The organism is Mycobacterium sp. IDUB_19, from assembly GCF_055419445.1.
The window spans coordinates 118,131-144,956 of the sequence record NZ_JBVAXR010000012.1; the positions used below are offsets into that span (position 1 = coordinate 118,131).

The 26,826-nt window shown below is 67.9% G+C and carries 23 protein-coding genes; 12 read left to right on the top strand and 11 right to left on the bottom strand.

Annotated elements, in window-relative coordinates; genetic code table 11:
* Positions 1 to 10 precede the first annotated feature (10 nt).
* Together ACZY0B_RS12585 and ACZY0B_RS12590 are read right to left on the bottom strand one after the other, a co-directional pair.
* Complete coding sequence (locus ACZY0B_RS12585) at positions 11 to 2,023, bottom strand: SDR family oxidoreductase (protein ID WP_463764433.1); 2,013 nt, start codon at positions 2,021 to 2,023, stop codon at positions 11 to 13.
* 19 nt (positions 2,024 to 2,042) lie between these two features.
* Complete coding sequence (locus ACZY0B_RS12590; RefSeq protein ID WP_463764434.1) at positions 2,043 to 2,744, bottom strand: histidine phosphatase family protein; 702 nt, start codon at positions 2,742 to 2,744, stop codon at positions 2,043 to 2,045.
* A 96-nt stretch (positions 2,745 to 2,840) separates the two neighbouring features.
* On the opposite strand from ACZY0B_RS12590, the gene ACZY0B_RS12595 reads away from it, so the two are divergent.
* Positions 2,841 to 3,713, top strand: a complete 873-nt coding sequence (locus ACZY0B_RS12595) for a MaoC/PaaZ C-terminal domain-containing protein (RefSeq protein ID WP_463764435.1) — start codon at positions 2,841 to 2,843, stop codon at positions 3,711 to 3,713.
* On the opposite strand, the gene otsB is transcribed toward ACZY0B_RS12595, so the two are convergent.
* Both otsB and ACZY0B_RS12605 read right to left on the bottom strand, forming a co-directional pair.
* Positions 3,710 to 4,825 carry a trehalose-phosphatase gene (gene otsB / locus ACZY0B_RS12600; protein ID WP_463764436.1) on the bottom strand — a complete coding sequence of 372 codons (1,116 nt, stop codon included), beginning with the start codon at positions 4,823 to 4,825 and terminating at the stop codon, positions 3,710 to 3,712. The genes ACZY0B_RS12595 and otsB overlap by 4 nt on opposite strands.
* A 41-nt stretch (positions 4,826 to 4,866) precedes the next feature.
* Complete coding sequence (locus tag ACZY0B_RS12605) at positions 4,867 to 6,216, bottom strand: wax ester/triacylglycerol synthase domain-containing protein (protein ID WP_463764437.1); 1,350 nt, start codon at positions 6,214 to 6,216, stop codon at positions 4,867 to 4,869.
* A gap of 161 nt (positions 6,217 to 6,377) precedes the next feature.
* Between ACZY0B_RS12605 and ACZY0B_RS12610 the strand changes: the two genes are divergently transcribed.
* Complete coding sequence (locus ACZY0B_RS12610; protein ID WP_463764438.1) at positions 6,378 to 9,674, top strand: error-prone DNA polymerase; 3,297 nt, start codon at positions 6,378 to 6,380, stop codon at positions 9,672 to 9,674.
* Between the two features lie 5 nt (positions 9,675 to 9,679).
* Here ACZY0B_RS12610 and ACZY0B_RS12615 read toward each other — a convergent pair whose 3' ends face one another.
* The gene (locus tag ACZY0B_RS12615; RefSeq protein ID WP_463764439.1) at positions 9,680 to 10,096 is read right to left on the bottom strand and encodes a TIGR03667 family PPOX class F420-dependent oxidoreductase; all 417 of its coding nucleotides are present in this window, start codon (positions 10,094 to 10,096) and stop codon (positions 9,680 to 9,682) included.
* 22 nt (positions 10,097 to 10,118) lie between these two features.
* On the opposite strand from ACZY0B_RS12615, the gene ACZY0B_RS12620 reads away from it, so the two are divergent.
* Positions 10,119 to 10,763, top strand: a complete 645-nt coding sequence (locus ACZY0B_RS12620; RefSeq protein ID WP_463764440.1) for a nitroreductase family protein — start codon at positions 10,119 to 10,121, stop codon at positions 10,761 to 10,763.
* A gap of 1 nt (position 10,764) precedes the next feature.
* Here ACZY0B_RS12620 and ACZY0B_RS12625 read toward each other — a convergent pair whose 3' ends face one another.
* Positions 10,765 to 11,091: a YciI family protein gene (locus ACZY0B_RS12625; protein ID WP_463764441.1), complete on the bottom strand. Its 327-nt coding sequence runs from the start codon at positions 11,089 to 11,091 to the stop codon at positions 10,765 to 10,767.
* A 36-nt stretch (positions 11,092 to 11,127) separates the two neighbouring features.
* Entirely contained in the window at positions 11,128 to 11,592 is a 465-nt protein-coding gene (locus ACZY0B_RS12630; RefSeq protein WP_463764442.1) for a tRNA (cytidine(34)-2'-O)-methyltransferase, read from the bottom strand.
* 32 nt (positions 11,593 to 11,624) lie between these two features.
* Between ACZY0B_RS12630 and ACZY0B_RS12635 the strand changes: the two genes are divergently transcribed.
* The 6 genes from ACZY0B_RS12635 (at position 11,625) to ACZY0B_RS12660 (ending at position 17,153) form a co-directional block, all read left to right on the top strand.
* Positions 11,625 to 12,230 (top strand): class I SAM-dependent methyltransferase, encoded by a 606-nt coding sequence (locus ACZY0B_RS12635; RefSeq protein WP_463764443.1) that lies wholly within the window; start codon positions 11,625 to 11,627, stop codon positions 12,228 to 12,230.
* A 250-nt stretch (positions 12,231 to 12,480) separates the two neighbouring features.
* The gene (locus tag ACZY0B_RS12640) at positions 12,481 to 15,258 is read left to right on the top strand and encodes a sensor histidine kinase (protein WP_463764444.1); all 2,778 of its coding nucleotides are present in this window, start codon (positions 12,481 to 12,483) and stop codon (positions 15,256 to 15,258) included.
* On the top strand, positions 15,255 to 15,656 hold the full coding sequence (locus tag ACZY0B_RS12645) for a serine protease inhibitor (RefSeq protein ID WP_463764445.1): 402 nt from the start codon (positions 15,255 to 15,257) through the stop codon (positions 15,654 to 15,656). Before ACZY0B_RS12640 ends, ACZY0B_RS12645 begins: the two co-directional genes overlap by 4 nt.
* A 6-nt stretch (positions 15,657 to 15,662) precedes the next feature.
* Complete coding sequence (locus ACZY0B_RS12650) at positions 15,663 to 16,037, top strand: DUF742 domain-containing protein (RefSeq protein WP_463764446.1); 375 nt, start codon at positions 15,663 to 15,665, stop codon at positions 16,035 to 16,037.
* Positions 16,018 to 16,590 carry a GTP-binding protein gene (locus tag ACZY0B_RS12655; RefSeq protein WP_463764447.1) on the top strand — a complete coding sequence of 191 codons (573 nt, stop codon included), beginning with the start codon at positions 16,018 to 16,020 and terminating at the stop codon, positions 16,588 to 16,590. The genes ACZY0B_RS12650 and ACZY0B_RS12655 overlap by 20 nt, the downstream gene beginning before the upstream one ends.
* A gap of 5 nt (positions 16,591 to 16,595) precedes the next feature.
* Positions 16,596 to 17,153 (top strand): pentapeptide repeat-containing protein, encoded by a 558-nt coding sequence (locus ACZY0B_RS12660; RefSeq protein ID WP_463764465.1) that lies wholly within the window; start codon positions 16,596 to 16,598, stop codon positions 17,151 to 17,153.
* Here the strand turns inward: ACZY0B_RS12660 and ACZY0B_RS12665 are convergent.
* From ACZY0B_RS12665 to ACZY0B_RS12675, 3 genes are all read right to left on the bottom strand, one after another.
* Positions 17,150 to 19,585 (bottom strand): ATP-binding cassette domain-containing protein, encoded by a 2,436-nt coding sequence (locus tag ACZY0B_RS12665; protein WP_463764448.1) that lies wholly within the window; start codon positions 19,583 to 19,585, stop codon positions 17,150 to 17,152. The two genes, ACZY0B_RS12660 and ACZY0B_RS12665, sit on opposite strands and share 4 nt — an antisense overlap.
* Positions 19,586 to 19,589: 4 nt before the next feature.
* On the bottom strand, positions 19,590 to 22,259 hold the full coding sequence (locus tag ACZY0B_RS12670; RefSeq protein WP_463764449.1) for an ATP-binding cassette domain-containing protein: 2,670 nt from the start codon (positions 22,257 to 22,259) through the stop codon (positions 19,590 to 19,592).
* 76 nt (positions 22,260 to 22,335) lie between these two features.
* The gene (locus ACZY0B_RS12675) at positions 22,336 to 23,550 is read right to left on the bottom strand and encodes an NADH:flavin oxidoreductase (protein ID WP_463764450.1); all 1,215 of its coding nucleotides are present in this window, start codon (positions 23,548 to 23,550) and stop codon (positions 22,336 to 22,338) included.
* A gap of 94 nt (positions 23,551 to 23,644) precedes the next feature.
* Here ACZY0B_RS12675 and ACZY0B_RS12680 point away from each other — a divergent pair, with 94 nt between their 5' ends.
* A complete protein-coding gene (locus ACZY0B_RS12680) occupies positions 23,645 to 24,490 on the top strand; it encodes a bifunctional methylenetetrahydrofolate dehydrogenase/methenyltetrahydrofolate cyclohydrolase (protein WP_463764451.1) in 846 nt (281 codons plus the stop codon).
* Complete coding sequence (locus ACZY0B_RS12685; protein WP_463764452.1) at positions 24,487 to 24,771, top strand: DUF3017 domain-containing protein; 285 nt, start codon at positions 24,487 to 24,489, stop codon at positions 24,769 to 24,771. Before ACZY0B_RS12680 ends, ACZY0B_RS12685 begins: the two co-directional genes overlap by 4 nt.
* On the opposite strand, the gene ACZY0B_RS12690 is transcribed toward ACZY0B_RS12685, so the two are convergent.
* Positions 24,768 to 25,325 (bottom strand): DUF732 domain-containing protein, encoded by a 558-nt coding sequence (locus ACZY0B_RS12690; protein WP_463764453.1) that lies wholly within the window; start codon positions 25,323 to 25,325, stop codon positions 24,768 to 24,770. The genes ACZY0B_RS12685 and ACZY0B_RS12690 overlap by 4 nt on opposite strands.
* Positions 25,326 to 25,618: 293 nt before the next feature.
* Between ACZY0B_RS12690 and ACZY0B_RS12695 the strand changes: the two genes are divergently transcribed.
* The coding region (locus tag ACZY0B_RS12695; RefSeq protein ID WP_463764466.1) for an FAD-binding oxidoreductase at positions 25,619 to 26,826 on the top strand (1,208 nt) is incomplete at its 3' end.

A 26,826-nucleotide genomic window follows, 5' to 3' on the forward strand; every position in this document is an offset into this window, starting at 1 on the left:
ATTCCTTTCGTCACCAATGAATCCCGGGCACCAGCCGGATCGCCTTGCGGACTCCTCTGGGGACTCCGATGCGTCCGACGGCACGAACCGGGCGCTTGGGCCGACGGCGTACCGACGCGCGGTCGCCCTTTGTTTCGCCGCTGACCGGCGAAATACCCAGCGCCGCAGCGGAATCGGGATACCCTAGGTAAACCTGGTGCAGGATTCGCCGCGAGGTCCTGGGCAGTAGGTAGTTGCCGGCCTCGGCGAGCGTTCCCAGCGGGGTGTCGATGCGCGCCGGCTTCTCGACCAGGCCGCGCACCACCATCGCCGCCGCCCGTTCGGGACTGATCGGCGCCACCGGGTTGAGCCGCTGCGACGGCGCGATCATCGGCGTCTTGACCAGCGGCATGTGGATGTTGGTGAACGTGATGTGGTCGGACAGTGTTTCCGAGGCGACCACGTCGGAAAACGCATCCAGCGCCGCCTTGGTCGGCAGATACGAGCTGTACTTGGGATTGCGGGCCAGCACGCCCGCGCTGGAGACGTTGACGACGTGACCGAATCGGCGTTCGCGCCAGTGCGGTAGCAGTGCCAGCACCATTCGCACCGCGCCGAAGTAGTTGACCGCCATCACCCGCTCGTAGTCGTGCAGCCGGTCGGTGGAGTTGACCACCGAACGGCGAATCGAACGGCCGGCGTTGTTGACCAGGTAGTCGACATGGCCGAAGCGACCCAGGATGTCTTTGATGGTGTGTTCCACCGACGCCGAATCGGTGACATCGCAGGTAAACGCGTGGGCCTGACCGCCGTTGGCGCGGATCTCGGCGACCAGCTCGTCGAGCGCGGAACCGTTGCGGGCCAGCGCGAACACCGTTGCACCCCGCTCGGCGACCGCGATTGCCGACGCCCGTCCGATGCCGCTGGATGCGCCGGTGATGATTACATGCCGGCCCTGCAGCGCGCCGTCCGGAGCGTCGCGGCGGGCGCGATCGGGATCCAGATGCTCGGCCCAATACCGCCACAGCTTGGGTGCGTAGCCGGCGAACTCGGGCACCTCAATTCCGGTGCCGTGCAACGCGTTTTGGGTCGTGTCGCTGACGAAAGTGGGCGCCAGGTCGACGAGGTCCAGCACCTCGGCGGGAATTCCCAGCTGGGTGGCCGCCATATTCCGCAGCACCTTGGCGCGTCCACTCACCTTCAGCACCGGTGCGGCCACCGAGCGGGGCAGCGACCCGCGCAGCGGGGGCAGGCCGGCGGCCTTGGCAACCCCGCGGTAAATGCCGCGCAGCCCAATGGTTTTCGGTGAGGTCAGGTGGAACGTCTGGCCGTCGCGGCCGTCACTGTGCATTAGTGCGACGAGCGCATCGACGACGTAATCGACCGGGACGATGTTGGTGCGCGCGGTGTCGGGCAGCAGGATCGGGGTCAACGACGGCAAGATGGCCAGCTTGGCCAGCACGCCGAAGAAGTAGTACGGGCCGTCGATCTTGTCCATCTCGCCGGTGCGCGAGTCGCCGACCACCACGGCCGGGCGGTAGATGCGGTAGCGCAGCCCGGGTTCGGACCGCACCAGCAATTCGGCTTCGAACTTCGTCTGGTGGTACGCAGTGGGCAGCTGCTGGCCGACGTCGAAGTCGTCCTCGGTGTACTCGCCGGCGAAGTCTCCCGCCACGGCGATCGACGAGATGTGGTGGAGCGTGGCGCCTCCCCGCCGCGCCAGCCCGATGACGGCGCGGGTGCCCTCGACGTTGGCGGCGCGCTGCTCGGCCTCCCCGGCGGTGACGTCGTAGATGGCCGCACAGTGCACCAGATGGTCGACCCGGCCCAGCTCGGCCAACCGCTCGTCGGTCAGCCCCAGCTCCGTCAGGTCGCCGACCAGCGGTTTGGTGCGTTCACCCCACTGCGCGGCGAGGTGTTCGAAGCGTCCGAGCGACTCACGCCGGACCAGAATCCACACTTCGGCGTCGGGCCGAGTGTCCAACAAACGAGCGACGACGCGGCGACCAATAAACCCGGTACCGCCGGTAACGACATACCGCATGGAGCCATGGTAGCGGGGATCAGCCGAAGTTGCGGATGCCGTCCCATTCGACCAGCGTCCACCCGCCCGTCGGGTTGCCAGTGACCACCACGCGGCCGATGTTCGGCAGGGGATGGCTGGTCAGCAGGCTGCTCTTGCCGTTCCTGGCGTTCATCAGCGTCCACGACATGATCGCCGTGCCCTGGGAGAACACCACCGGCTTGTTGTGGCCGCTGTTGTAGACCTTGTTGACCGCGGCGGTGAACTGGTCGTTGAACTGCTTCCCGCTGATCGAACCCGGGATGCTGTTTACGACGTCACCGTTGATCCAGTCCGCCGGCGCCAACATATACGTCGCACCCGCCATCGATTCGGGTTTGCCGTTGTACCAGCCGGCGTTGAGTGACTGCACGCCACTGAGCACCTCGACCTGCTTACCGAGTTCGCCGGCCAGCGGGCTTGCGGTCTGCTGCGCCTCGGCCATGGCGGAGGCGTACACGGCGTCGAAGTCGTTGCGGCCGCTCTGGTGCGCTAGCTGCTGGGCCTGTCCCTTGCCCTCGGCCGTGAGGCCGGGGCCGGGCGGATCGGTGTTGATGATTCCGTCGGCGTCGGCTTGGGTCTGTGCGTTTCGGATGAACGTCACCGTGATCGAGCGCGCCTGCGCCGATCCGCCGCAGGCACCGACGACGAGCGTTGCGGCGAGTACGGCCGCCGCCTTTCCGATCAAGCTGCGCGTGGCCATGTCGAATAGCCTGCCCTGCCGACAGCCCCAGGGGGAAGGGTTTGCAATGGTTGGGTGCAGAAAAAGCTTGAATTAGGTAGATCAGAGGAGACGCGCATGGCGATTGACCCGACTGCCATTGGTGCAGTGACCGAGCCGACGTTGTTCGAATGGACCGATCGGGACACCCTGCTGTACGCCCTCGGCGTCGGCGCGGGGCTCGACGACCTGTCATTCACCACCGAGAACAGCCACGACATCACCCAGCAGGTGCTGCCCACCTACGCGGTGATCTGCTGCCCCGCGTTCGGTGCGGCCGGCAAGATCGGAAAGTTCAACTGGGCCATGCTGTTACACGGCTCGCAAGGCATCCGGCTGCACGCGCCGCTGCCCGCGGCGGGCAAGCTGTCGGTGGTCACCGAGGTTGCCGACCTGCAGGACAAGGGCGAGGGCAAGAACGCGATCGTGATGTTGCGCGGCCGCGGTACCGACCCGGATTCGGGACAGCTGATCGCCGAGACGCTGACCACGCTGGTGCTCCGCGGCGAGGGCGGGTTCGGCGGGCAGCCGGGTCAGCGCCCGATTGCCCCGGAATTCCCGGACCGCGAGCCCGACGCGCGCGTCGCCCTGCCCACCCGCGAGGATCAGGCGCTGATCTACCGGCTGTCCGGTGACCGCAACCCGCTGCACAGCGACCCGTGGTTCGCCCGGGAGCTGGCCGGATTCCCCAAGCCGATCCTGCACGGCCTGTGCAGCTATGGGGTGTCGGGCCGCGCGCTGGTCGCCGAACTCGGTAAGGGTCTTGCGGCCAACATCATCTCGATCGATTCGCGCTTCACCTCGCCGGTGTTCCCGGGCGAGACGTTGACGACGCTGATCTGGCGCACCGAGCCGGGCAAGGCGGTCTTCCGCACCGAGGCGGCCGGGCCCGATGGTGCCGACGCGCGAGTGGTGCTCGACGACGGCGCGGTCGAATACGCGGCGGACTAGTTCCCGGCGTCAGCCAGCCGGCGGGCCAGGTGCCCGACGAACTCGGCCGCGGCGGCCGGACTGTCCAGCGCGAATAGCGCGGCGGTGGCTCGGTCGCCATCATCGTTGTGCCGCACCAAGATTGGTATGCCGTCTTCGCGAACCGCGTCGAACGCATCCTCGTCCGTGATGTCGTCGCCGAGATAGATCGGTGTCAGGGGTGTCGAACCGGGCAGGTGATCGAGCACCCAGCGCAGGGTTGCGCCCTTGTCCCAGTCGACATCCGGACGCAGCTCGACGACTTCGCGGCCGGTGGTCACCCGAAGCGTGTCGCGCTGACCCGCCGCGTGCACCGCCGCCGTCACCTCGCCGACGCGATCTCGTGCGGCGTTGCGATAGTGCACCGCCACGCCAAACCGTTTGTGCTCCACCCTGACACCGGGAATCGAACCGAGTCGCTCGCGTAGCTGGGCGGCCGCGGATTCCAGCATCGGTATGGCCGCGGCCGCGGCGTCGTTTTGGTGATGCGTTCCATCGGGTGCGGTCAGCTCGAATCCGTGGCTGCCGGCATACCAGATGCCGGGCAAGCCGATTCGCGCCGTCACGTCGGCGAGGTCGCGGCCGGACAGTATCGCGACCGGACAGCGCGCGGCCAACTGCTGCAATGCCTCGGCGGCGCCGGCGACCAGCTGCGCCGAGTCCGGATCGTTCACGATGTCCGACAGCGTGCCGTCGAAGTCGAAGAACACCGCCGGCAGCCGGGAATCCAGGCCTTCGTCGAGAAGCTGCGACGTGTCCGGAAGCTGCGACATCCGCCTGTCCCCGGTACGCACGGCGATGTCACTCAAGTCCGCCACCACCGAGTCGGCGCCGCGCAGTGCGTCGGGGTCTCCGACACCGATCACCAACGCGAACCCGGCATCGCGCGCGGCCTTGACCACCGCCGCACTCGCCGCGACGACGACGCAGCGTCCCGCCCGCACACCCATCCGGTCGGCGGCGGCGATCGGGTCGTCGGCGTGCACGGCGACGCCCACACCGGCCTCGCGCAATTGCGCCACCAGCGCGGAGTCGGCGCCTTGGTCAAACAGCACCGCGTCGTGGCGGCGCGGGTCGATGGTGACCGATGGCATTGACCAACCCTCTCACGGTGATCAACGCCGCCCGGCTGGGGTCAGTCGCGTGCTCGCGCGGCCGGATGACTGGGGGGTACGCCGCCCCGCACCGCGCGGTGCCTGCGCTTGCGGCGATCCTTGGTGAACAGCAGGACGGAGTCTTGGCTGAGCGCGGTCAGCCGCGCCATCTCACGTTCGATCCCGGCAGCGAGCTGCTGGAGTTCGGGTGCGGCGTCGTAGTCGGCGGTGATCCCGAAAATCAGCTCATCGCCGTAGCTCAGCACCGCGACCCCGCTCGACAGCTGTGAAGCCGTCGGAGGGATCGGCAGCAAGCGTTCCACCGTTGCGCCCATCAGCTCCAACCGATGCCGTGGCCCCGGCGTGCTGGTGGCCAGCGTTACGATGCCCGGCTGCGGAAGCCGGCTCAGCACCAGCTGAAGTGCCTTGGTGCACAAGGCAAACGGCATGTGGTTGGTTGCCAAGTCGATGATGCTCGCGCCCGTGTTCTGGTTATCCTGCTTGGGCCGGCTCAAGCTGCTGTGCACGAGCCGCAGCCGCTGTACCGGATCGTCGTGCTCGACGGGGAGGTACGTCTTCTCCAGGGTGCGCAGCGAGCCCGCGCGCGGTTGTTCGCCGCGGTGCAGCAGCACGGCCCGGAAGCCCTCGGTGATGGCGGCGAGCGCGACGTCGTTGGTGGTCACCCGGAACTTGCCGCACACCGCGTCGACGGCGGCAAGGGGAACGCGCACCGTGCTGTAGCGCCGCATGGTGACCACCGGGCCGCTCGACGACGTGCGTGCCGCCGACCACAGCGTCTCGGCCAGGGCGCTGGTGACGGTGCCGGCGACGGCCGATGCTCGCCAGAGTGCGTCGGCCCAGCCTGGCTTCTGGGTTTGCGTCGAATCCTGCTTGGGCTCAACGTGGTTGGCGAACATCTCGCTGTCGGCATCGTCGCAGAGTCGGGTGAGGAGGTGGGCGGCAGGGGTGGCGTCGGCGAGGTAGTGGTGGACCTTCATCAGGATTGCCCACTTGCCCTTCAGGCCCTCGATGACCCAGCACTCCCACAGCGGGCGGTCCAATTCGAGGGGACGCTCTAGGGCGTGAGCGATCGCCCGCGACAGGTCTGCTTCATCGCCCGGGTGGGGAACCGCGACCCGGCGCAGGTGATGGGTGAGGTCGAATCCCGGATCGTCGCTCCATTGTTGGGCACCGCTGAACGGGTGGGTGCGCAGCACCTGGCTGCACCGCGGTATGGACTTGATACGTTCTGCCAGAAGGACTTCGAGTCGAGCGAGATTGGGGGCAGCGCCGTCAACAATGGCGACCGCGCCGGTCGCCATGCTCGCCTGCCGATCGGGGTCCGCCGCGGTGAGAAAACCCGTATCCAATGCCGTTGTCAGCTGTACCATTTTCAGTCCCGCCCGTAGTTGCCCCGTACCAGTATCTGTCGCAGTGCCTCATCGCGATAGATACCTGTCCGTTAAGACTGTGTTTAGAAGTTGAAGACCGGTTTAACAACCGCTTTAACAGCCGAGCGCCAAATCGAACATACTTTCGATAGACTATGGGCGTGGGTTTCGGCAATGAGCCGCGGAGTTGGGCGGAAATGGAGCGGCTGCTCGACAGCAAGCCGCGGCACGCCGGCACGCCGATTTCGCCGGACCCCCCGGCAGAGGCTCCCTGGTCGCGCAAGCGCGGGATGTATGAGCCGCCGAACGAGCGGCGGCGTCGCTCGTCCGTCGCGTACGCCGAGCTGCATGCGCATTCGGCGTACAGCTTCCTGGACGGGGCCAGCACACCCGAGGAGATGGTCGAGGAGGCCGCCCGGCTGGATCTGCGTGCGCTGGCGCTGACCGACCACAACGGTCTGTACGGGGCGGTGCGGTTCGCAGAAGCGGCCGTCGAACTCGACGTGCCTACCGTGTTCGGCGCTGAGCTGTCGCTGGGCGCCTCGTCGGTTTCGGGGGCTCGTACCGAGAACCCGGACCCACCCGGCCCGCACCTGCTGGTGCTGGCCCGCGGCCCGGAGGGCTACCGCCGGCTGTCGCGGCAACTGGCCGCGGCGCATCTGGCCGGCGGTGAGAAAGGCAAGTTGCGCTTCGACATCGACACGCTGACCGAGGCCGCGGACGGACATTGGCACATCCTGACAGGGTGCCGTAAAGGCAGTGTGCGCCAGGCGCTTTCCGACAGCGGTCCGGACGCGGCGGCGCGGGCGCTGGCCGATCTGGTGGATCGCTTCGGGGCCGGGCGGGTCAGCATCGAGTTGACCCACCATGGCCAGCCGCTCGACGACGAACGCAACGCGGCACTGGCGGGGATCGCGCCGCGGTTCGGGGTCGGCGTCGTCGCCACCACCGGGGCGCATTTCGCGGGGCCGTCGCGGCGCCGGCTGGCCATGGCGATGGGCGCCATCCGGGCTCGGCAGTCACTGGACTCGGCCGCGGGATGGCTGGCCCCGCTGGGGGGTTCGCACCTGCGGTCCGGCGAGGAGATGGCCCGGCTGTTCGCGCAGCGCCCCGAGGCGGTGACCGCCGCTGCCGAACTAGGCGAGCAGTGCGCGTTCGGGCTGGCACTCATCGCGCCGAAGCTGCCGCCGTTCGACGTGCCCGACGGGCACACCGAGGACAGCTGGTTGCGGCAGTTGACGATGGCGGGAGCACGGGATCGCTACGGACTCCCCGAGGGTGCGCCGCGAGCGTACGCCCAGATCGAGCACGAGCTGAAAGTTATTGCCCAACTGACATTTCCGGGCTACTTCCTGGTGGTGCACGATATCGCCAGGTTCTGCCGGGAGAACAACATCCTGTGCCAGGGCAGGGGATCGGCGGCCAACTCCGCGGTCTGTTACGCCCTGGGTGTCACGGCGGTCGACCCGGTGGGCAACGAGCTCTTGTTCGAGCGCTTCCTGTCGCCCGCCCGCGACGGGCCGCCCGACATCGACATGGACATCGAGTCGGATCAGCGGGAAAAAGTCATCCAGTACGTCTACGACAAATACGGCCGGGACTACGCCGCCCAGGTCGCCAACGTCATCACCTACCGCGGGCGAATTGCGGTGCGCGACATGGCCCGTGCCCTGGGCTTCTCGCAGGGCCAGCAGGACGCCTGGAGTAAGCAGATCAGCCATTGGAACGGGTTGGTCGATTCGGCCGATGTCGAGGGCATCCCCGAGCAGGTGATCGACCTGGCCACCCAGATCCGGAATCTGCCGCGGCATATGGGCATTCATTCCGGCGGCATGGTGATCTGCGATCGTCCGATCGCCGACGTCTGCCCGGTGGAGTGGGCGCGGATGGAGAACCGCAGCGTCCTGCAATGGGACAAAGACGACTGTGCGGCCATCGGTTTGGTGAAGTTCGACCTGCTCGGGCTGGGCATGCTCTCGGCGCTGCATTACGCGATAGATCTGGTGGCCGAGCACAAGGGCATCGAGGTGGACCTGGCCCGCCTCGACCTCTCCGAGCCGGCGGTGTACGAGATGCTGGCCCGCGCCGATTCCGTCGGCGTGTTCCAGGTGGAGTCGCGTGCGCAGATGGCGACGTTACCCAGGCTGAAGCCGCGGGTGTTCTACGACCTGGTGGTCGAGGTCGCGCTGATCCGTCCCGGGCCCATCCAGGGCGGCTCGGTGCACCCCTACATCCGGCGGCGCAACGGCATCGACCCGGTCGTCTACGACCACCCGTCCATGGAATCGGCGTTGCGAAAGACACTGGGAGTGCCGCTTTTCCAGGAACAGCTGATGCAGCTCGCGGTCGACTGCGCCGGATTCTCCGCCGCCGAGGCCGACCAGCTGCGGCGCGCCATGGGATCCAAGCGTTCGGCCGAACGGATGCAACGGCTGCGCGGCCGGTTCTACGACGGCATGCGCAGATTGCATCGCGCCGGCGACGAGGTGATCGACCGGACCTACGAAAAGCTGGAGGCGTTCGCCAATTTCGGCTTCCCGGAAAGCCATGCGCTGTCCTTCGCGTCGCTGGTGTTCTACTCGTCGTGGTTCAAGCTGCACCACCCGGCCGCGTTCTGCGCGGCGCTGCTGCGTGCGCAGCCGATGGGCTTCTATTCACCGCAGTCGCTGGTGGCCGACGCGCGCCGGCACGGCGTGCTGGTGCACGGACCTGATGTCAACGCCAGCCTGGCGCACGCCACCTTGGAAGATGCGGGGAACGCCGTCCGCCTCGGCCTGGGCGCCGTCCGTCATATCGGCGACGACCTCGCCGAGCAGCTGGTCGACGAGCGAAAGGCCAACGGCGCGTTCGCTTCCCTGCTGGATCTGACCACCCGGCTGCAGCTTTCCGTGCCGCAGACCGAAGCGCTGGCGACGGCCGGGGCGCTGGGCTGCTTCGGGACGTCACGGCGCGAGGCGCTGTGGGCGGCCGGGGCCGCGGCCACCCAACGGCCGGATCGGTTGCCCGGCGTGGGGTCCTCATCGCACGTCCCGGCGCTGCCCGGAATGAGCGAGCTGGAGCTGGCCGCCGCCGACGTGTGGGCCACCGGCATCTCCCCGGACAGCTACCCGACCCAGTTCCTGCGGGCCGACCTGGACGCGATGGGGGTGGTGCCGGCCGAGGCGCTGGGGTCGGTGCCCGACGGCGACCGCGTGCTGATCGCCGGCGCGGTGACCCATCGGCAGCGCCCCGCCACGGCGCAGGGCGTCACGTTCGTCAACCTCGAGGACGAGACAGGGATGGTCAACGTGCTCTGCACTCCGGGGGTGTGGGCACGACATCGCAAGCTGGCGAACACCGCACCGGCGCTGCTGATTCGCGGTCAGGTCCAAAATGCCAGCGGCGCAGTCACCGTCGTGGCCGAGCGGCTGGGCCGCATCACCCTGGCCGTCGGCTCGAGGTCCCGCGACTTTCGGTGACGCGCCTAGCCCGTCGGCGTCGTCCAGACCCGGGTCGGGGTGATCGCCAACCGAGTGCTGAACGGGTCCATCGATATCCCCTCAGCCGACTCCAATTCCTTGGCGAGCTCTCCGTACTTCGCCCAGTAGGGTCCGTCGTCCCGGCAATTCACGTCGGTCGCGTCGATCGTCGCGGTCCCACCGACGGCGATGATGCCGCCACCGCTACCGTCCGAATCCAGGTTCAGGCTCACTTGAGGGTGCGCCTTGATGTGGGCGACCTTGGCCGCCTGCGGCATGGAGTACACCGTCAGCTTGGTGCCGTCGAAGTAGAACCACACCAGCCGGGGCACCGGCTGACCCGATTTGGCGACGGTGGTCAGCCACCCGAAGTTGTCCGTCGTGAGCCTGCTGGAAATCTCTTGTGTCAGTTCGATGCTCATCAGCCGAATGTAGCCTCCAAGCATGACTCTGAACTTGTCCGTCGACGAACTTCTCACCACCACCCGCTCGGTGCGCAAACGCCTCGACTTCGACAAGCCGGTGCCCCGTGACGTGCTGATGGGCTGCCTGGAGCTCGCGTTGCAGGCGCCCACCGGCTCCAACGCGCAGGGCTGGCAGTGGGTGTTCGTCGAGGACGCCGACAAGAAGAAGGCCATCGGCGACATCTATCTGTCGCACGCCCGGGACTACCTCAGCGCGCCGAAGCGCGAGTACCCCGAGGGCGACACCCGCGGTGAGCGGATGGGCAAGGTCGTAGATTCCGCGATGTATCTCGCCGAGCACATGCACGAGGCGCCGGTGCTGATGATCCCGTGTATCCAAGGCCGCGAGGACAAGACGCCGTTGGGTGGCGTCTCGTTCTGGGCGTCGCTGTTCCCCGCGGTGTGGAGCTTCTGCCTGGCGCTGCGCTCCCGCGGGCTGGGCTCCTGCTGGACGACTCTGCACCTGCTCGGCGACGGCGAGCGCAAGGCCGCCGAGGTGCTCGGCATTCCCTACGAGCGGTTCAGCCAGGGCGGGCTGTTCCCGATCGCCTACACCAAGGGCACCGACTTCCGCCCGGCCAAGCGACTGCCGGCCGAGACCCTGACGCACTGGAACAACTGGTAACTCAGGGCTCTACGGGCCACACCTCGACGACCCCGTGCGCGACCGCACACGGGGTCTGGCTCACCCGCTCGATCGCCGCGTCGAGATCCTCGGCCTCGATCACGGCGAACCCCGCGATCGGCAACGTCGATCGAAGGAAGGCGCCCGGCTCGATCGACACCCCGGCGCCGTCCGGATTGCGCACCTGGACGGGGTCTTGAGCGCGGCCGACGAGCGCGCCGGACGAGCTGAGTTCCTCGTCGCGGGCATGCGCGGCTTGTCTGCACTCGTCGCTGACGCTGCGGTACCCGGCCTCGTCGCCGTAACCGATCGTGATGAAGGTAGGCATGTCAATACCGACTCGCGCTCGGCCCAGGACTCATCGCTACGTCGCCCCCGAATAGCCGTGCTGCCGCCAGGCCTCGTAGATCGCGATCGCCGCGGCGTTGGACAGGTTCAATGAACGCCGGCCCGCCAGCATCGGAATGCGCACCTGCCGGGTGATGTGGCTGTCGGCCAGGACTTCCGCGTCCAGCCCATCGGGCTCGGGGCCGAACATCAACACGTCGCCGGGCTGGTAGGCGATGTCGGCGTACGACGTCGACGCGTGCGCGGTGAACGCCATCACCCGCGCCGGCATCAGCGCATCCCACGCGGCCTGCAGCGTCGGGTGCACCGTCACCGAAGCCAGGTCGTGATAGTCCAATCCGGCGCGGCGCACCTTGGGTTCGGACAGGTCGAAGCCCATCGGCTCAACCAGATGCAATTCGGCGCCGGTGGCCGCGGCCGTCCGGATGGCGTTGCCCGTATTCGGCGCGATGCGCGGCGAGTAGAACATCAGCCGGAACACAACGCCATCCTCACACGGGCGATAATGCAGCCATGGTCGAGCCGAGCATCTGGATGCAGAAGGTCGCTGCCGATCCGGGACATTCGGACTGGTATATCGAGCGCTTCCGCGCCATGGCCCGCGCCGGTGACGATCTGGCCGGCGAGGCCCGCTTGGTGGACGCGATGGCGCCCCGCGGCGCCCGCATCCTCGATGCCGGCTGCGGCCCCGGCCGGTTGGGCGGCTATCTGGCCACGGTCGGTCACGACGTGGTCGGAGTCGACGTCGACCCGGCGCTCATCGCCGCGGCCGAGCAGGACTATCCCGGCCCGCGCTGGCTCGTCGGCGACCTCGCCGAGCTGGACTTGCCCGCACGCGGCATCGCTGAACCGTTCGACGTCATCGTGTCCGCCGGCAACGTCATGGCGTTCCTTGCCCCGAGCACCCGGGCCCAGGTGCTGGGCCGGCTGCGTGCCCACGTGGCCGACGACGGTCGAGCCGTCATCGGCTTCGGCGCCGGCCGCGACTATGAATTCGCCGAATTTCTCGCCGACGCCGCGGCCGTGGGATTCGCGCCCGACCTGTTGCTCTCCACCTGGGACCTGCGGCCGTTCGCCGAGGACTCCGACTTTCTCGTCGCAATCCTTCGGCCCGCCTAGGCATTCGGCGCCGCGGCCTGTTTGCCAAAGTCGCGCGCCGGCGTACCGGCGCACCTTGAGGGGTGCTGTCTGCTCAGTAACGATTCTGGTGACCCGGGCCGCGGGCTGTCATACTCGTCGAATTGCCACGCGTTTACCGCTCGCGCGTCTCGGCGCGGGGGGAGCGGAATAAAAGCAGGAAGTTCATGAGCCTCTCGTTTCATTCGACACGCAGTGTGAGCGCAGCGTCCGGTCGCGCCGCCGCAAGCACATGACCATGTTCAACCGCCCGGCCACCCCGGTCGAGGCGGCGCCCACCGAGTTCGCCGAAGTCCCCGCCACCCCGGCGGCCCCGGCGAAACGCCCGCCGACCTGGTCGCTGAGCAACTGGCCGGTCCGGTGGAAGGTGCTGGCGATCGTGCTGGTCCCGCTGATCCTGGCCGCGGTTTTCGGCGGGCTGCGGGTCAACACCGCAATGTCGAGCTCCAGCGGTCTACGGCTGGCCGCCGCCCGCGCCGACTTGCTGCCGGCGCTCACCAAATACATGTCGGCGTTGGATGTCGCGTTGTTGGCGAGTTCCACCGGGCGCGACGTCGACGGCGCGAAGAAGAACTACGACGCCCGCAAGGGCGAACTGCAGACGCGGCTCTCCGACACCGACGTGACGCCCGACGTTCAGTCTGGGGTCAGCACCCTGCTGAACGGTGGCCAATCGTTACTGGACAAGGTGGCCGACAACAGCATTGGTTTGCGGGACCGGGTGACCACCTATGCGCCGCTGCTGTTGACGGCCGAGGACGTCATCAACGCGTCGGTGCGCGTGGACGACGAGCAGATCCGCGCCGAGGCACAGGGTTTGAGCCGCGCAGTCGGGGCCCGCGGCCAGATGACGATGCAAGAGATCCTGGTGACCCGTGGTGCCGACCTGCCCGAGCCGCAGTTGCGCACCTCGATGATCACCCTGGCCGGCACCGAGCCGTCGACGCTGTTCGGGATGAGCCAGGTGCTCGGCGTGGGCTCGCCCGACGCCAAGACGCTGCAGCAGCAGATGGTGACCCGGATGGCGATCATGTCCGATCCGGCCAGCGTGCTCGTCGACAATCCGGACCTGCTGCGCTCGATTCAGACCACCGACACGATCGCCGAACAGGTCATCACGGACGCCACCGCGTCGGTGACGAAGTCGGTGCAAGCCCAGGCCACCGATCGGCGCAACGCCGCGATCGTCGACGGCGTGCTGGTGCTGGCCGCCATCGTGATCGCGCTGATCATCGTATTGCTGATGGCGCGCGCCCTGGTGGTGCCGCTGCGGGTGCTGCGCGACGGTGCGCTCAAGGTCGCCCACACCGACCTCGAAGAGGAGGTCGCCCACGTCAAAGCCGGTGGAGCCGAGCCAATTCCGGTTCCGTTGCCGGTGTACACCACCGAGGAAATCGGCCAGGTCGCCCACGCGGTGGATGAACTGCACGCCCAGGCCCTGCTGCTGGCCGGAGACGAGGCGCGGCTGCGATTGCTGGTCAACGACATGTTCGAGACCATGTCGCGGCGCAGCCGGTCACTGGTCGATCAGCAGCTGTCGCTGATCGACCGCCTGGAGCGCAACGAAGAGGATCCCGATCGCCTCGACAGCTTGTTCCGGCTGGATCACCTGGCCGCCCGGTTGCGCCGTAACAGCGCCAACCTGCTGGTGCTCGCCGGTGCCCAGCTGGCCCGCGACCAGCGCGAGCCGGTCGGACTGTCGACCGTGATCAGCGCGGCAGTCTCCGAGGTCGAGGACTACCGCCGGGTCGAAATGGCCGAGCTGCCCGACTGCATGTTGATCGGCGCGGCCGCAGGCGGGGCCATCCACCTGTTCGCCGAGCTGATCGACAATGCCCTGCGCTACTCGCCGCCGTCGACCTACGCCCGGGTTTCCGCGGCGCGGGGCGGCGATGGCGGCGTGGTGCTGCGGATCGCCGATTCCGGCTTGGGCATGAACGACGCCGATCGGCGGATGGCCAACATGCGGCTGCAGGACGGCGGCGAGGTCACCCCCGACAATGCCCGCCACATGGGGCTTTTCGTGGTCGGCCGGATCGCCGCCCGGCACGGTATCCGGGTGGGGCTGCGTGGTCCGGCACCGGACGAGGCGGGCACCGGTACGACCGCCGAGGTCTACCTGCCACCGGCGGTGCTGCAGGGCTTCCACGGCGGCGCGGCCGAGATCTCGGCGGCGCCGCGCGAGCGGATCCGGGCGGTCTCGTCGCCGAGCGCCAAGCTGGCCAGCGCGATGCCCGCGCCCGACGGCGTCAACGGCGCGGGGCGTCAACGGTCCGGCGCGACCAACAACGGCTCCGACGAGGCGCCACCGATCTCGTTGTTGCCCCGCCGCAGCCCGGGCTCCAGCGGCATCACCGAGGTGCCCGTTCCGCCCGCCGCGCAGCAACCCCCCCAGCGCCGGCGCGAGCTGGCCACGCCCTGGTGGGAGAACGAGAACCAGCAACAACCCAGGCCGGCGCCGCCGCAAGCCCCCAAGCCGACCCCGACGGTGTCGGACACCTCGGCATTCTTCGCCGCGCGGTCGCGAGGGACCGGCACTCGGCCAACCACCCCGGCTGTCCCGAGTACCCCGGTCGCCAAGCGCGCCAACGCCGCCCCCGGCGCATCGAAGGACGACGTGATCTACCGGCGGATGCTCTCCGAGATGCTGGGTGACCCGCACGACCTGGTCAACAGCCCGGACTTGGATTGGCAATCGGTATGGGACCGCGGCTGGTCGATGGCCGCCGAGGCCGAGGACAAGCCCGTCGAGGAGCGCACCGTCGACCACGGCCTGCCGGTGCGCACGCCCGGGGCGCGGCTGGTGCCCGGCGCGGCCAACGGTGTCGGTACCCCCGACCAGCAGCACCGAAGCCAGGACGACGAAGAATCCCTCGTAGGATCGAACGGCGGACTCCACGCGGCCCGCGATCCCGAGGCGGTTCGCGCCTCGTTCAGCAGCCATTTCGACGGTGTGCGCAGCGGACGGTCGCACGCCCGCCACTCGAGCCAAGGACCCGATGAGGAATGACGTCTCCCGGCAGCCCACTGGACTGGCTGGTGACGAAGTTCGCCCGCGAGGTCCCCGGGGTGGCCCATGCGCTGCTGGTATCCGTCGACGGTCTGCCCATCGCCGCCAGCGAGGCGCTGCCCCGCGAACGAGCCGATCAGCTGGCCGCGGTGGCGTCCGGGCTGGCCAGCCTCGCGACCGGCGCCGCGCAGCTGTTCGAGGGTGGGCAGGTGCTGCAATCGGTGGTCGAGATGCAGAACGGATATCTGTTGTTGATGCGCGTCGGCGATGGGTCGCACCTGGCGACGCTGGCCGAGACGTCGTGCGATATCGGGCAGATCGGATACGAGATGGCCATCCTTGTCGAACGAGTGGGCGGCGTCGTGCAGTCCACCCGCCGTTCTGCTAGGCACTCGTGAGCCGCGATGGACAAACGCGAATCCGGGCCGTCCTCACGTGAGGCGAACCTGGTCCGGCCGTACACCCTGACGGCCGGGCGGACCGACCCAGGCGTCGACCTGCCGCTGGAAGCGCCGGTTCAGACGTTGCAGGCTGGGCAGGCCCACAGGTGGTCGGCCGACGATGCGAGAGGCAAGATCATCCAACTGTGCGTCGACAGCCCGTCCGTCGCGGAGATCTCCGCCCGGCTGAACCTGCCGGTCGGCGTCACGCGCGTTCTGGTCGGTGATCTGGTCCTGTCCGGTTACCTTCGGGTGCATAGAACGTTGACCGAGCAGTCGACCCCTGACGAGCGCCACGAACTCATAGGAAGGACCCTGCGTGGCCTTAAAGCACTCTGACTCCGGCGCCACCGCCTCGACGAAGATCGTCGTCGCGGGCGGCTTCGGCGCCGGCAAGACCACGTTCGTCGGGGCCGTCTCGGAAATCATGCCGCTGCGCACCGAGGAGATCGTCACCGACGCCTCGGCCGGCCTCGACATGCTTGAGGCCACGCCGCATAAGCGGACGACCACCGTGGCGATGGACTTCGGCCGGATCACGCTGGCCCGGGACCTGGTGCTCTATCTGTTCGGCACTCCTGGCCAGCGGCGGTTCTGGTTCATGTGGGATGACCTGGTGCGCGGCGCCATCGGCGCGATCGTCCTGGTCGACTGTCGCCGCCTGCAGGACAGCTTTGCCGCGGTCGACTTCTTCGAGCACCGCAACCTGCCGTTCCTGGTCGCGGTCAACCAATTCGACGGTGCGCCAAGCTATCCCGTTAGTGCGGTACGCGAAGCGCTGGCCCTGCCGGCCCACATTCCGGTGATCAACGTCGATGCCAGGGACCGCAGGTCGGCGACCGATGCACTGATCGCGGTGAGCGAATACGCGCTGCAGAGCCTGACGGCTTGACGGCGTTGCAGCACTGGGTCGATCGCGAGTTCGCCGGCCGTGATTTCACCGACGATGATCTCAGCGGGTTGCGCACCGAACGGGTCGTGTTCGACGAATGCAATTTCAGTGGCGTCAACCTGGCCGAGTCTTCGCACAGCGGATCCGCCTTCCGAAACTGCAGATTTGAGCGAACAACGCTGTGGCACAGCACATTTGCACAGTGCAGCATGCTGGGATCGGTGTTCGTGCAATGCCGGCTGCGGCCAATTACGTTCGACGAGGTCGACTTCACCCTCGCGGTGCTCGGCGGCAACGACCTGCGGGGTGTCGACCTGAGCGGCTGCCGGCTGCGGGAGGCCAGTCTGGTGGAGACCGACCTGCGCAAGGCCGTGTTGCGCGGCGCCGATCTCACCGGTGCGCGGACCACCGGCACCCGGCTCGACGACGCGGACTTACGCGGCGCGACGGCGGATCCGGCGCTGTGGCGAACTGCCACGCTGGCGGGTGTGCGGGTGGACGTCGGCCAGGCCATGGCGTTCGCGCTGGCGCACGGGCTGCGCCTGGACGCCAAATCCGATTAGCGCCGCAGCCGGATGCGCCACCACACGATGACGGAGTAGATCACCGACAGTGCGCCGAGCATGCCCATGTCGAGCAGCCACGCGCTGTCCTTGTGTACCCAGTGGCTGTCCTTGGGGCCGATCGGTACCAGCACCCGCAGATTGACCGTGGACGCCGATGCCGCGTAGCCCCAGCGCGACGGCATCAGCCAGGAAATTTGGTCGAGGAAGAGCCGGCCCGTCACCGGAACCATGCCCCCGGCAAGCACCAGCTGCAGCATCAGCGACACCACCAGCAGCGGCATGATCTGTTCGTTGGAGCGGGCGATCGACGACAGCACCAAGCCGAGAATCGCCGATGCCACGCATGTTGCGGCGACGGTGACGAACAGCTCCAGGCTCGCATTGCCGAGCAATAGCGCCGGCTGCTTGGGTGCGCCCTTGCCCAGTAGCACGATGCCCGTCGCGATCGCCGCCTGCATGATGGCGAACGCGCAGAACACGGTGATCTTTGCGCTCAGGTAGGCCCCGGTGGACAGGCCGACGGCCTGCTCGCGTTGGAAGATGGCACGCTCGCCGATCAGATCCCGGATCGTCAGCGCGGTACCCATGAAGACGGCGGCGATCGACAGCAGGGTCAGGATCTGGGCGGCTTCGTCGGGCGTCTCACTGGCCGGGTCGGCTACGCCGAACCCGGTGTTGCCGGGAACGGTCAACGACAGCGCACCCAGAATGAACGGCAACAACGCCAGGAAGGCGAAGTAGGCGCGGTCGGAGATGATCAACCGGATCTGGCGCCGCGCGATCGTGGAGAACTGGTGCAGCATGCTGCTGCGCGACGGGGCCCCCAGATCGGCCGGCGTCTCCGCCCGGGTCGGTAGCGCGTGTTCCTGTCGTTCCAGGAAGCGGCGGTTGGCCTCGTCGGGGTCGGCGCCGACCTTCGCGAAGATCTGGGCCCAGTTCGAGGTGCCCATCGCATCCCCGATCTGGCCGGGTGCGCCCAGGAACGCGATCTTGCCGCCGGGTGCCATCAACAGCACCTGGTCGCAGACGTCGAGATAGGTCAGCGAGTGCGTGACGACCAGCACGACACGGCCGGCGTCGGCGAGCTGCCGCAGCATCGTCATGACCTGCAGGTCCAGCGCCGGGTCCAGCCCCGAGGTCGGCTCGTCGAGGATCAGCAGGGACGGCCCGGTCAGCAACTCGAGGGCAACCGAGGCACGCTTGCGCTGACCGCCGGAGAGCTTGTCGACCCGGGTCTCGGCATGCTCGGTCAGTCCCAGTTCGTCGAGCACCTGAGCGACAACCTGGTCGCGGTCGGCCTTGCTGGTATCGGGCGGCAGCCGCAGTTCGGCCGCATAACCCAGTGCCTGGTTGACGGTCAGCTGGCGGTGTACCACGTCGTCCTGCGGCACCATCCCGATCCTGCTGCGCAGCGAGGCGTAGGAGGTGTGGATGTTGTGGCCCTCGAAGGTGACCGCGCCGGCCGTGGGAGTGGTGTATCCGGCGACCAACCGCGACAGCGTCGACTTCCCGGCACCGGACCCGCCGATGATGGCGGTCAGCGTGCCGGGCCTGGCCGTCATCGAGATCTGCTGCAGCAGATCCTTGCCGCTGATCGCGAAGCCGACGTCACGCACCTCCAGGCCACCGGTGCTCGTCGCCGCTTCCAGGCGGCGGGCCAGCATGCCGGCGGTGAACACCAGGTCGACGTTGCCGATCGTGACCACGTCGCCCTCGGTCAGCAGTGCCGACCCGACCCGCAGCCCGTTGACGAACGTCCCGTTGATGCTGTTCGCGTCGCGGATCTCGATTCCGGCCGGTGTCGCCTCCATGAAAGCGTGTTGGCGCGACGCCAACACGTCGTGGATGACGATGTCGTTGTCGAGCGCGCGACCGATCCAGGCCGTGCCCGCGGTCCCCGCCTTCCCGGCCGATTCGGGCCCGACGACCTTCACCCTCCTGGTCGGAGACTGCGACATGTCGGCGCCCACGGGTTGGGCGACCCGGGTCGCATCGTTCGGGACGGCCTGGGTCGGCACGTTGGGAGCGACGATCGGCACGGCGGTTGCGTGCAATGCGTCGGGCGGCCGGATGGTCGGGACCGCGAGCGACGTGGGCGGCAGTACACCGACCGCACCCCGGTGATGGCCGACGGCGAAGACGATCCGCGGGCCATCGGGGGCGCCGAGGTTGACGGCCTGGCCGTCTCGGATGTCGACCATCGGTACCCGGCGGCCGTCGACGAAGGTGCCGTTGCGTGAATTGTTGTCGACCGCAACCCACCTGCCGTGATCGAAGCGCAGCAACAGGTGCGCGCGGGTAACCAGTGGATGCGCCACGCGTAGGTCGGCGCGCACGTCGCTGCCGACAATGACGTCGCCCCCGGGCGCGAAACTGACCTCCGATCGGCTGGTCCGAACGGTCAGTACCGGTTGCGCAGGGCTATTCATCAGTTCAGCGTCGTTTCAGCCGGATTTTCCACCACACGATCGCGCTATAGCTTATGCACAGGAGTCCCAGCATGGCCATATCGAACAGCCATGCACTCTTGGTGTGATTCCAGTGCTGGTCTTTCGGGTCGGTCGGACCCGGTATCAGGCGGTGGGTGTCGATCGTCGACGCCGACGCCGCGAAACCCCAACGGGCCGGCGTGGCCCACGACAACTGGTCGAGCACGAGCCGGTCGGTCACCCAGATCATGCCGCCGGAGAACACCAGCTGGCTCATGATCGACACCACCAGCATCGGCATGATCTGGTCTTGCGATTGGGCCAGCGCGGAGAGCGCCATTCCGAGCAGGGCCGCACCCACACACGTCGCGGCGACGGTGACGAACAGTTCGAAGTCGACGTTGCCCAGGATCACCGCTTTGGAGATCGGTGTGCCCCAGCCGATCAGGGAGATGGCCGTGGCAATCGCGGCCTGAACGATCGCGAACGTCGAGAAGACCACGATTTTGGCGCCGATATAGGCGCCCGTCGATAGGCCGACCGCCTGTTCGCGGCGGAAGATGGGTCGCTCACCGATCAGGTCGCGGATCGTCAGCGCGGTTCCCATGAACACCGCGCCGACATTGAGCATGACCAGGATCTGGTCGGGCTGAGCGGGATTGTTGCCCAACGGGTCCGACATCCCGTATCCGCTCTTGCCGCGAACGGTGAGGGTCAGGATGCCGATCAGGAAGGGCAACAGCGCCAGGAACACCGTGTAGCCGCGGTCGGAGATGACCAGCCGTATCTGGCGGCGCGCGATCGTGGAGAACTGGCGGCGCACGTCGGCGTGTACCGGTTCGCCCAAGTCGGCGGCCGGGCTGTGTTCGGCCGGTCTCTGCGGCAGGTGCTGCTGGTTTTCCTCGCGGAAGCGGCGGTTGGCCTCGTCGGGGTCGGCGCCCACCTTGGCGAAGATGTCGGCCCAGTTGGTGGTTCCCATCGCCGCGCCGATCTGGCTGGGCGGGCCGAGGAACGCCGTCTTGCCGCCCGGCGCAACCAGCAGCAGCTGATCGCAGACGTCGAGGTAGGACACCGAGTGGGTGACCACCAGCACCACGCGGCCGGCGTCGGCGAGCTGGCGCAGCATCATCATCACCTGACGGTCCAGCGCCGGGTCCAGGCCGGTGGTGGGTTCGTCGAGGAGCAGCAGCGACGGCCCGGTGAGCAGTTCCAGGGCCACCGAAGCGCGTTTGCGCTGACCGCCCGACAGCTTGTCGACGCGGGTGTCGGCATGTTTGGTCAGCTCGAGCTCCTCGAGCACCTGGGCGACGACCTGCTCGCGGTCGGCCTTGCTGGTGTCGGGTGGCAGCCGCAGCTCGGCGGCGTAACCCAGCGCCTGGTTGACGGTCAGCTGGCGGTGCACGACGTCGTCCTGGGGGACCATCCCGATCCTGCTGCGCAGCGAGGCGTACTCGGTGTGGATGTTGTGGCCCTCGAAGGTCACCGTGCCGGAGCTGGGGCTGGTGTATCCGGCGATCAGCCGCGACAGCGTGGTCTTGCCGGCGCCGGACCCACCGATGATGGCCGTCAGCGTCCCGGGACGGGCGGTCAACGAGATGTGATCGAGCAGTTGCTTGCCGCCGTCGACGGTAAAGCACACCGAGTTCACCTCGAGGCCGCCGGTGCGCGTCGCGGCCTCGGTGCGCCGGACCAGGGTGTCGCGGCTGAAGACGAGGTCGACGTTTCCGATCGTGACGACGTCGCCCTCGGTCAGCACTGCGGAGCCGACGCGGACGCCGTTGACGAAGGTTCCGTTGACGCTGTGCGCGTCGCGGATCTCGGTGCCGAGCGGTGTCTGGATCAAGAACGCGTGATGGCGCGATGCCAGGACGTCCTGGATGACGATGTCGTTGTCGGTGGACCGGCCGATCGTTTGCGCACCCGCCGGTTGTTGGATCGCGCCCGACCGGGATGGCAACAACGCCTGGAACATCTTGGTCGCCAGGTTGCTCACCTCTGGCGCTTTGACTTCGGCCACGGGGGACATCTGGGTCTTCGGTGCGGCGGACATGGGCGCCACACCGGACATCTGCGGCGGGGGATAGTTCGGCGGGGCGCCGGGGGGATACGCGGGCGGCCGCGCCATCGAAGTCGGATACACGGGTTGCCCCGGCGGTACCGGCCGCTGGCCGGGCGCGCCGGGATGCGGTCGCGCCGGGGGTGGCGCCCCCCAGTTGGCCTGGCGGCCCGGCGGTCCGGGTGGAGCGGCGAGCGGATGACCCGGCTGCCCCGACGCCTGCGACGAAGGCCACGCCGTTCCGGAGGCCGCAGCCGCCAGCGGGATGCCCATCGACTCGGTCCGCGGCGGGCGCCCGGCCATGCCCTGGTGGCGCCCGACCTCGAACGTCAGCAATGGTCCGTCCGGGTTTCCGATGTTGACGCTCTGCCCGTCATGGATGTCGACGACCGGCACTCGCCTACCGTTCGCGAAAGTGCCGTTGAGCGAACTGTTGTCGATCGCCAGCCACCGCCCCTGGTCGAAGCGCAGCAACAGATGGGCGCGTGAAATCAGGGGGTGCGTGATGCGCATGTCGGCCCGGAGATCGCGCCCGACCACCACGTCGTGACCTGCTGCGAAAGTGCGTTCCGACCCGTCATGCCGGACGGTCAACGCCGGCGGGGCTGGTGCATTCATCGCCACAACTGTAGCTCGTGGAGCTGTTTCGCCATTTGGGCGATCGCGGCACGTCGGGCCCGTTATGCCGGCGCGTTCACACCCGGTCGGGCGCTCCGGTGACGACGCAGTGAGTGCGGCTGTAGATCGTCGGCATGCAGCGATTGCAGTGTGTGCACGCCGAATGGACGCTGTGTTGGGCGCCGTCGGCCACGAGTCGGTTGATCAGATCCGGCTCGGCCAGCAGCGCCCGGGCCATCGCGACGAACTCGAATCCCTCGGCCATTGCGAGGTCCATCGTGTCCCGGTTGGTGATGCCGCCGAGCAGGATCAGCGGCATCGACAGCTCGGCGCGGAACAGTTTGGCATCGCGCAGCAGATACGCCTCGCGGTAGGGGTATTCGCGCAGGAACTTCTTGCCCGTCATGCGCATGCCCCAGCTCAGCGGCGGCTTGAAGGCACCGGCGAATTCCTTGAGCGGTGCGTCGCCGCGGAAGAGATACATCGGGTTGACCAGCGAGCTGCCGGCGGTGAGTTCGATCGCGTCCAGCCCGCCGTCGTCCTGCAACCACTTCGCGGTGGTCAGCGACTCTTCGGTGCTGATCCCGCCGCGCACGCCGTCGGCCATGTTGAGCTTGGCGGTGACCGCGATTGGCGCGCCCTCCTTGTCCACTGCGCGGCGAACGGCCATCACCATCCCGCGGGCGACCTTGGCCCGGTTCTCCAGCGATCCACCGAACTCGTCGTCGCGACGGTTGATCAGCGGGGACAGGAACGAACTCGCAAAATAGTTGTGGCCCAAATGAATTTCGACGGCGTCGAAGCCGGCTTCCATCGCGAACCGGGCCGCGTTGGCGTGCCCGGCGATCACGTCCTCGATGTCGTCGCGAGTCGCCTTGCGGGCGAAGCGCATTCCGATCGGGTTGAAAAACCGCACCGGCGCCAGGGCCTTGGCCTTGTTGGACTTGGCATTGGCGACCGGGCCCGCGTGGCCGATCTGCGCGCTCACCGCCGCGCCTTCGGTGTGGATCGCGTCGGTGAGCCGGCGCAGCCCGGGCACCGCCTCGGGGCGCATCCAGAGTCCGTTGCCCTCGGTGCGTCCGCCGGGTGAGACGGCGCAATAGGCGACGGTCGTCATGCCGACCCCGCCGGCGGCCGGCGCCCGGTGGTACTCGATCAGGTCGTCGCTCACCAGCGCGCCGGGCGTGCGGGCTTCGAACGTCGCGGACTTGATGGTTCGGTTGCGCAACGTTATCGGTCCGAGCTTGGCCGGGCTGAATACGTCGGGGGGACTGGGCTGGTCAGCGGGCATGTCAGGAGCCTATCGGCGATCGCAAGCGCGGCGAAGCCGGGCGCAGCGGGTCGCCGTCATGAGGCGCCGCCTCCGCCATGGAAGACTGTGAGCCGTGGGCGCAATCACACTGGACGGCAAGGCCACCCGCGACGAGATCTTTGTCGACCTCAAGGAACGGGTTGCGGCGCTGACCGCGGCGGGTCGTACGCCCGGCCTGGCCACGATCCTGGTCGGCGACGATCCGGGCTCTCAGGCCTACGTGCGCGGTAAGCACTCCGACTGCGCGAAGGTGGGCATCACCTCGATACGCCGCGATCTGCCCGCCGACATCTCGACGGCCAAGCTGAACGAGACGATCGACGAGCTCAACGCCAACCCCGAGTGCACCGGATACATCGTGCAGTTGCCGCTGCCCAAGCATCTCGACGAGAACGCGGCGCTGGAGCGCATCGACCCGGCCAAGGACGCCGACGGGCTGCACCCGACGAACCTGGGCCGGCTGGTGCTCAACAACCCGGCCCCGTTGCCGTGCACGCCGCGCGGCATCGTGCACCTGCTGCGCCGCTACGACGTCGAGATCGCCGGTGCGCACGTGGTGGTCATCGGCCGGGGTGTCACCGTCGGTCGGCCTTTGGGTCTGCTGCTGACGCGCCGCTCGGAGAACGCGACGGTCACGTTGTGCCACACCGGAACTCGCGACCTGCCGGCGCTGACCAAGCAGGCCGACATCATCGTCGCGGCCGTGGGTGTGCGGCATCTGCTGACCGCCGACATGGTGCGCCCGGGCGCCGCGGTGCTCGACGTCGGCGTCAGCCGGGTGAACGACAAGCTCACCGGCGACGTGCATCCCGACGTGTGGGAGGTCGCCGGGCATGTGTCGCCGAACCCCGGCGGCATCGGCCCGCTGACCCGAGCGTTCCTGCTGACCAACGTGGTCGAGTTGGCCGAGCGGCAATGAGTTTGGCGAAGACCGCGGCGAAAGCCCAGTGGCCGATCCTGCTGGTCGGGCTGATCTTCGTTACGGCTTTCGCGTTGGTGGGCGCCAACTTCTGGCGTCGTGGCTCCCTGCTGATCGGCATCGCCGTCGGTGTCGCCGCGGCGTTGCGGTTGGTGCTGCCCGATGATCGCGCCGGCCTTCTGGTGGTGCGCAGCAAGGGCATTGACTTCATGACGACCGCGACGGTCGGGGCGGCGATGGTCTATATCGCCTGGACGATCGATCCGCTTGGTACGGGCTAAATCCCCGGGCCCGTAATTTGGGGCAGGTTCGGCACGCCGCCACCGTATGGCACGCCGCCACCGGGCAGGTTGGGCACCACGCCTCCAGGCACACCCGGTATCCCCGCGCCCGGCATTCCCGGTATGCCCGCGCCCGGCATCCCCGGTATCCCACCGCCGGGCATGTTGGGCATATTGCCGCTGGCCAAGTTCGCCATTGCCTGCGGGCAGTACGACTGAATCGCGATCGTCGTGAAGATCTGGGCCATCTGCGGGGACATGCCCTGGCGCCTGATGCTCGTCACCGCTCCGGCGAAGCTGCCGCCGGGCTGGGCCAGCATCGGGCAGACGGATTCGCCCACGGCCATCGCGTTTCCCGGTTGGCCGAAGTCGACGCCGGCGTGGTTCAACGCGTCGATGAAGCTGTCATCGGCGTTGGCGTCCGCCTCGGCTGGGGGCGCCCCAAAGGCCGCAGCCAGCGTGAGCAGGCCGGCGACCGCGGTCAGCACGCGAATGGCCAGGGGTTGATGACTAAACGGCCAGACCGAACCCTGCGCAGCAGCAACTGCTTTCATGACAGCTTCCCCATCTGTCGCTGAGTGCGCTGAAGGCACTCAAATCACTCTAGGAAGACTGATCTATGGCTGTCACATTTGCGACACGGGGAGATCAAGGTTTGCACACTATGCGTTTCATGAGCGCGACGCTTCTGAGACATCGGTTATGGCGCGGAAATCGTTACAGCCGAAGGCGGATCGAATACCGGCCAATCGAGGCCACACTGTGATCTGACACGGTTCGCACCACCGAGTTCTCGAGTGAGAAATGGTTGAGAATCCGCCTTATGACGACGAATCGCAGCCGTCCCCTGGACCATGGGATCTCGCGCCAGACGTTTCTTCGTGGCGCCGCTTCAATGTTGGCGACGGGCGCGGTGTTCGGGACCACTCGTGCTGCCGCGGATCCCGGTGCTGTCGTTGCCAGTTGGAATGGCTTGGCCTCCACCATCGGTGGCAGTGTCCTGCTGCCGGCCAGTGGTACCCAATTCGCTTCGAGCAAGCAGGTATTCAACTCGTTGTACAACAACTCCAGCCCCGCAGCGGTCGTCACGGTTTCCTCGCAGGCCGACGTCCAGAAGGCGGTCGCATTCGCGACGGCGAACAAGCTCAAAATCGCACCGCGTGGTGGGGGGCACTCCTACATCGGTGCGTCGAGCGCCAACGCCACGATGGTGCTCGACCTACGGGGACTTCCGGGCGGGGCGAACCTTGACGGCGGCAACGTCACGACCACACCCGCGGCGAATCTGTGGGCGGTGCACCAGGCATGTGCGAGTGCCGGTCGCGGCGTCCCGACGGGCAGTTGCCCAACGGTCGGTGTCGCTGGGCTGACGCTCGGCGGAGGGATAGGAGCCGATTCCCGGCATGCCGGCCTGGCCTGCGACGCGCTCCAGTCGGCCACGGTGGTGCTCCCCAGCGGAGATGTGGTCATCGCATCCCCCAACGATCATCCGGATCTGTTCTGGGCGCTGCGCGGCGGCGGTGGCGGCAATTTCGGGGTGACGACGTCGATGACCTTTGGGACGTTCGCGACCGGCGACACCGACTTAGTCCGGCTCGAGTTCGCCCCGTCGTCGGCCGTGCAGGTGCTCGTCGGCTGGCAGTCCTGGCTGGACGGGGCGGACCGAAATGCCTGGGCCATGGTCGATCTCGCGGTCGGCACTGCCCAGCCCGACTGCCATATCCTGGCGACCTGCCCCGCCGGCGGCGCCGCGGGAATGGCCGACGCGATCAAGTCCGCGGTCGGCCTGCAGCCCAGCGCGGTGACCAACAAGACGATGAACCGCATGGACTTGGTGACGTATCTGGCCGGGGGCAGCTCGACGTCATCGCCCCGCGGCTTCGTGGCCGGATCCGATGTGGTCACGACGATCAATTCGGCTGTGGCCCGTGCCATTGCCACCGCGATCGGCCAATGGCCTGCGTCGGCCGGGCGGGCTTCGTTGTTGGTCGATCCGCTCGGTGGAGCCATCGCCGATGTGGCGCCCGGGGATTCGGCCTTCCCGTGGCGCAAGCA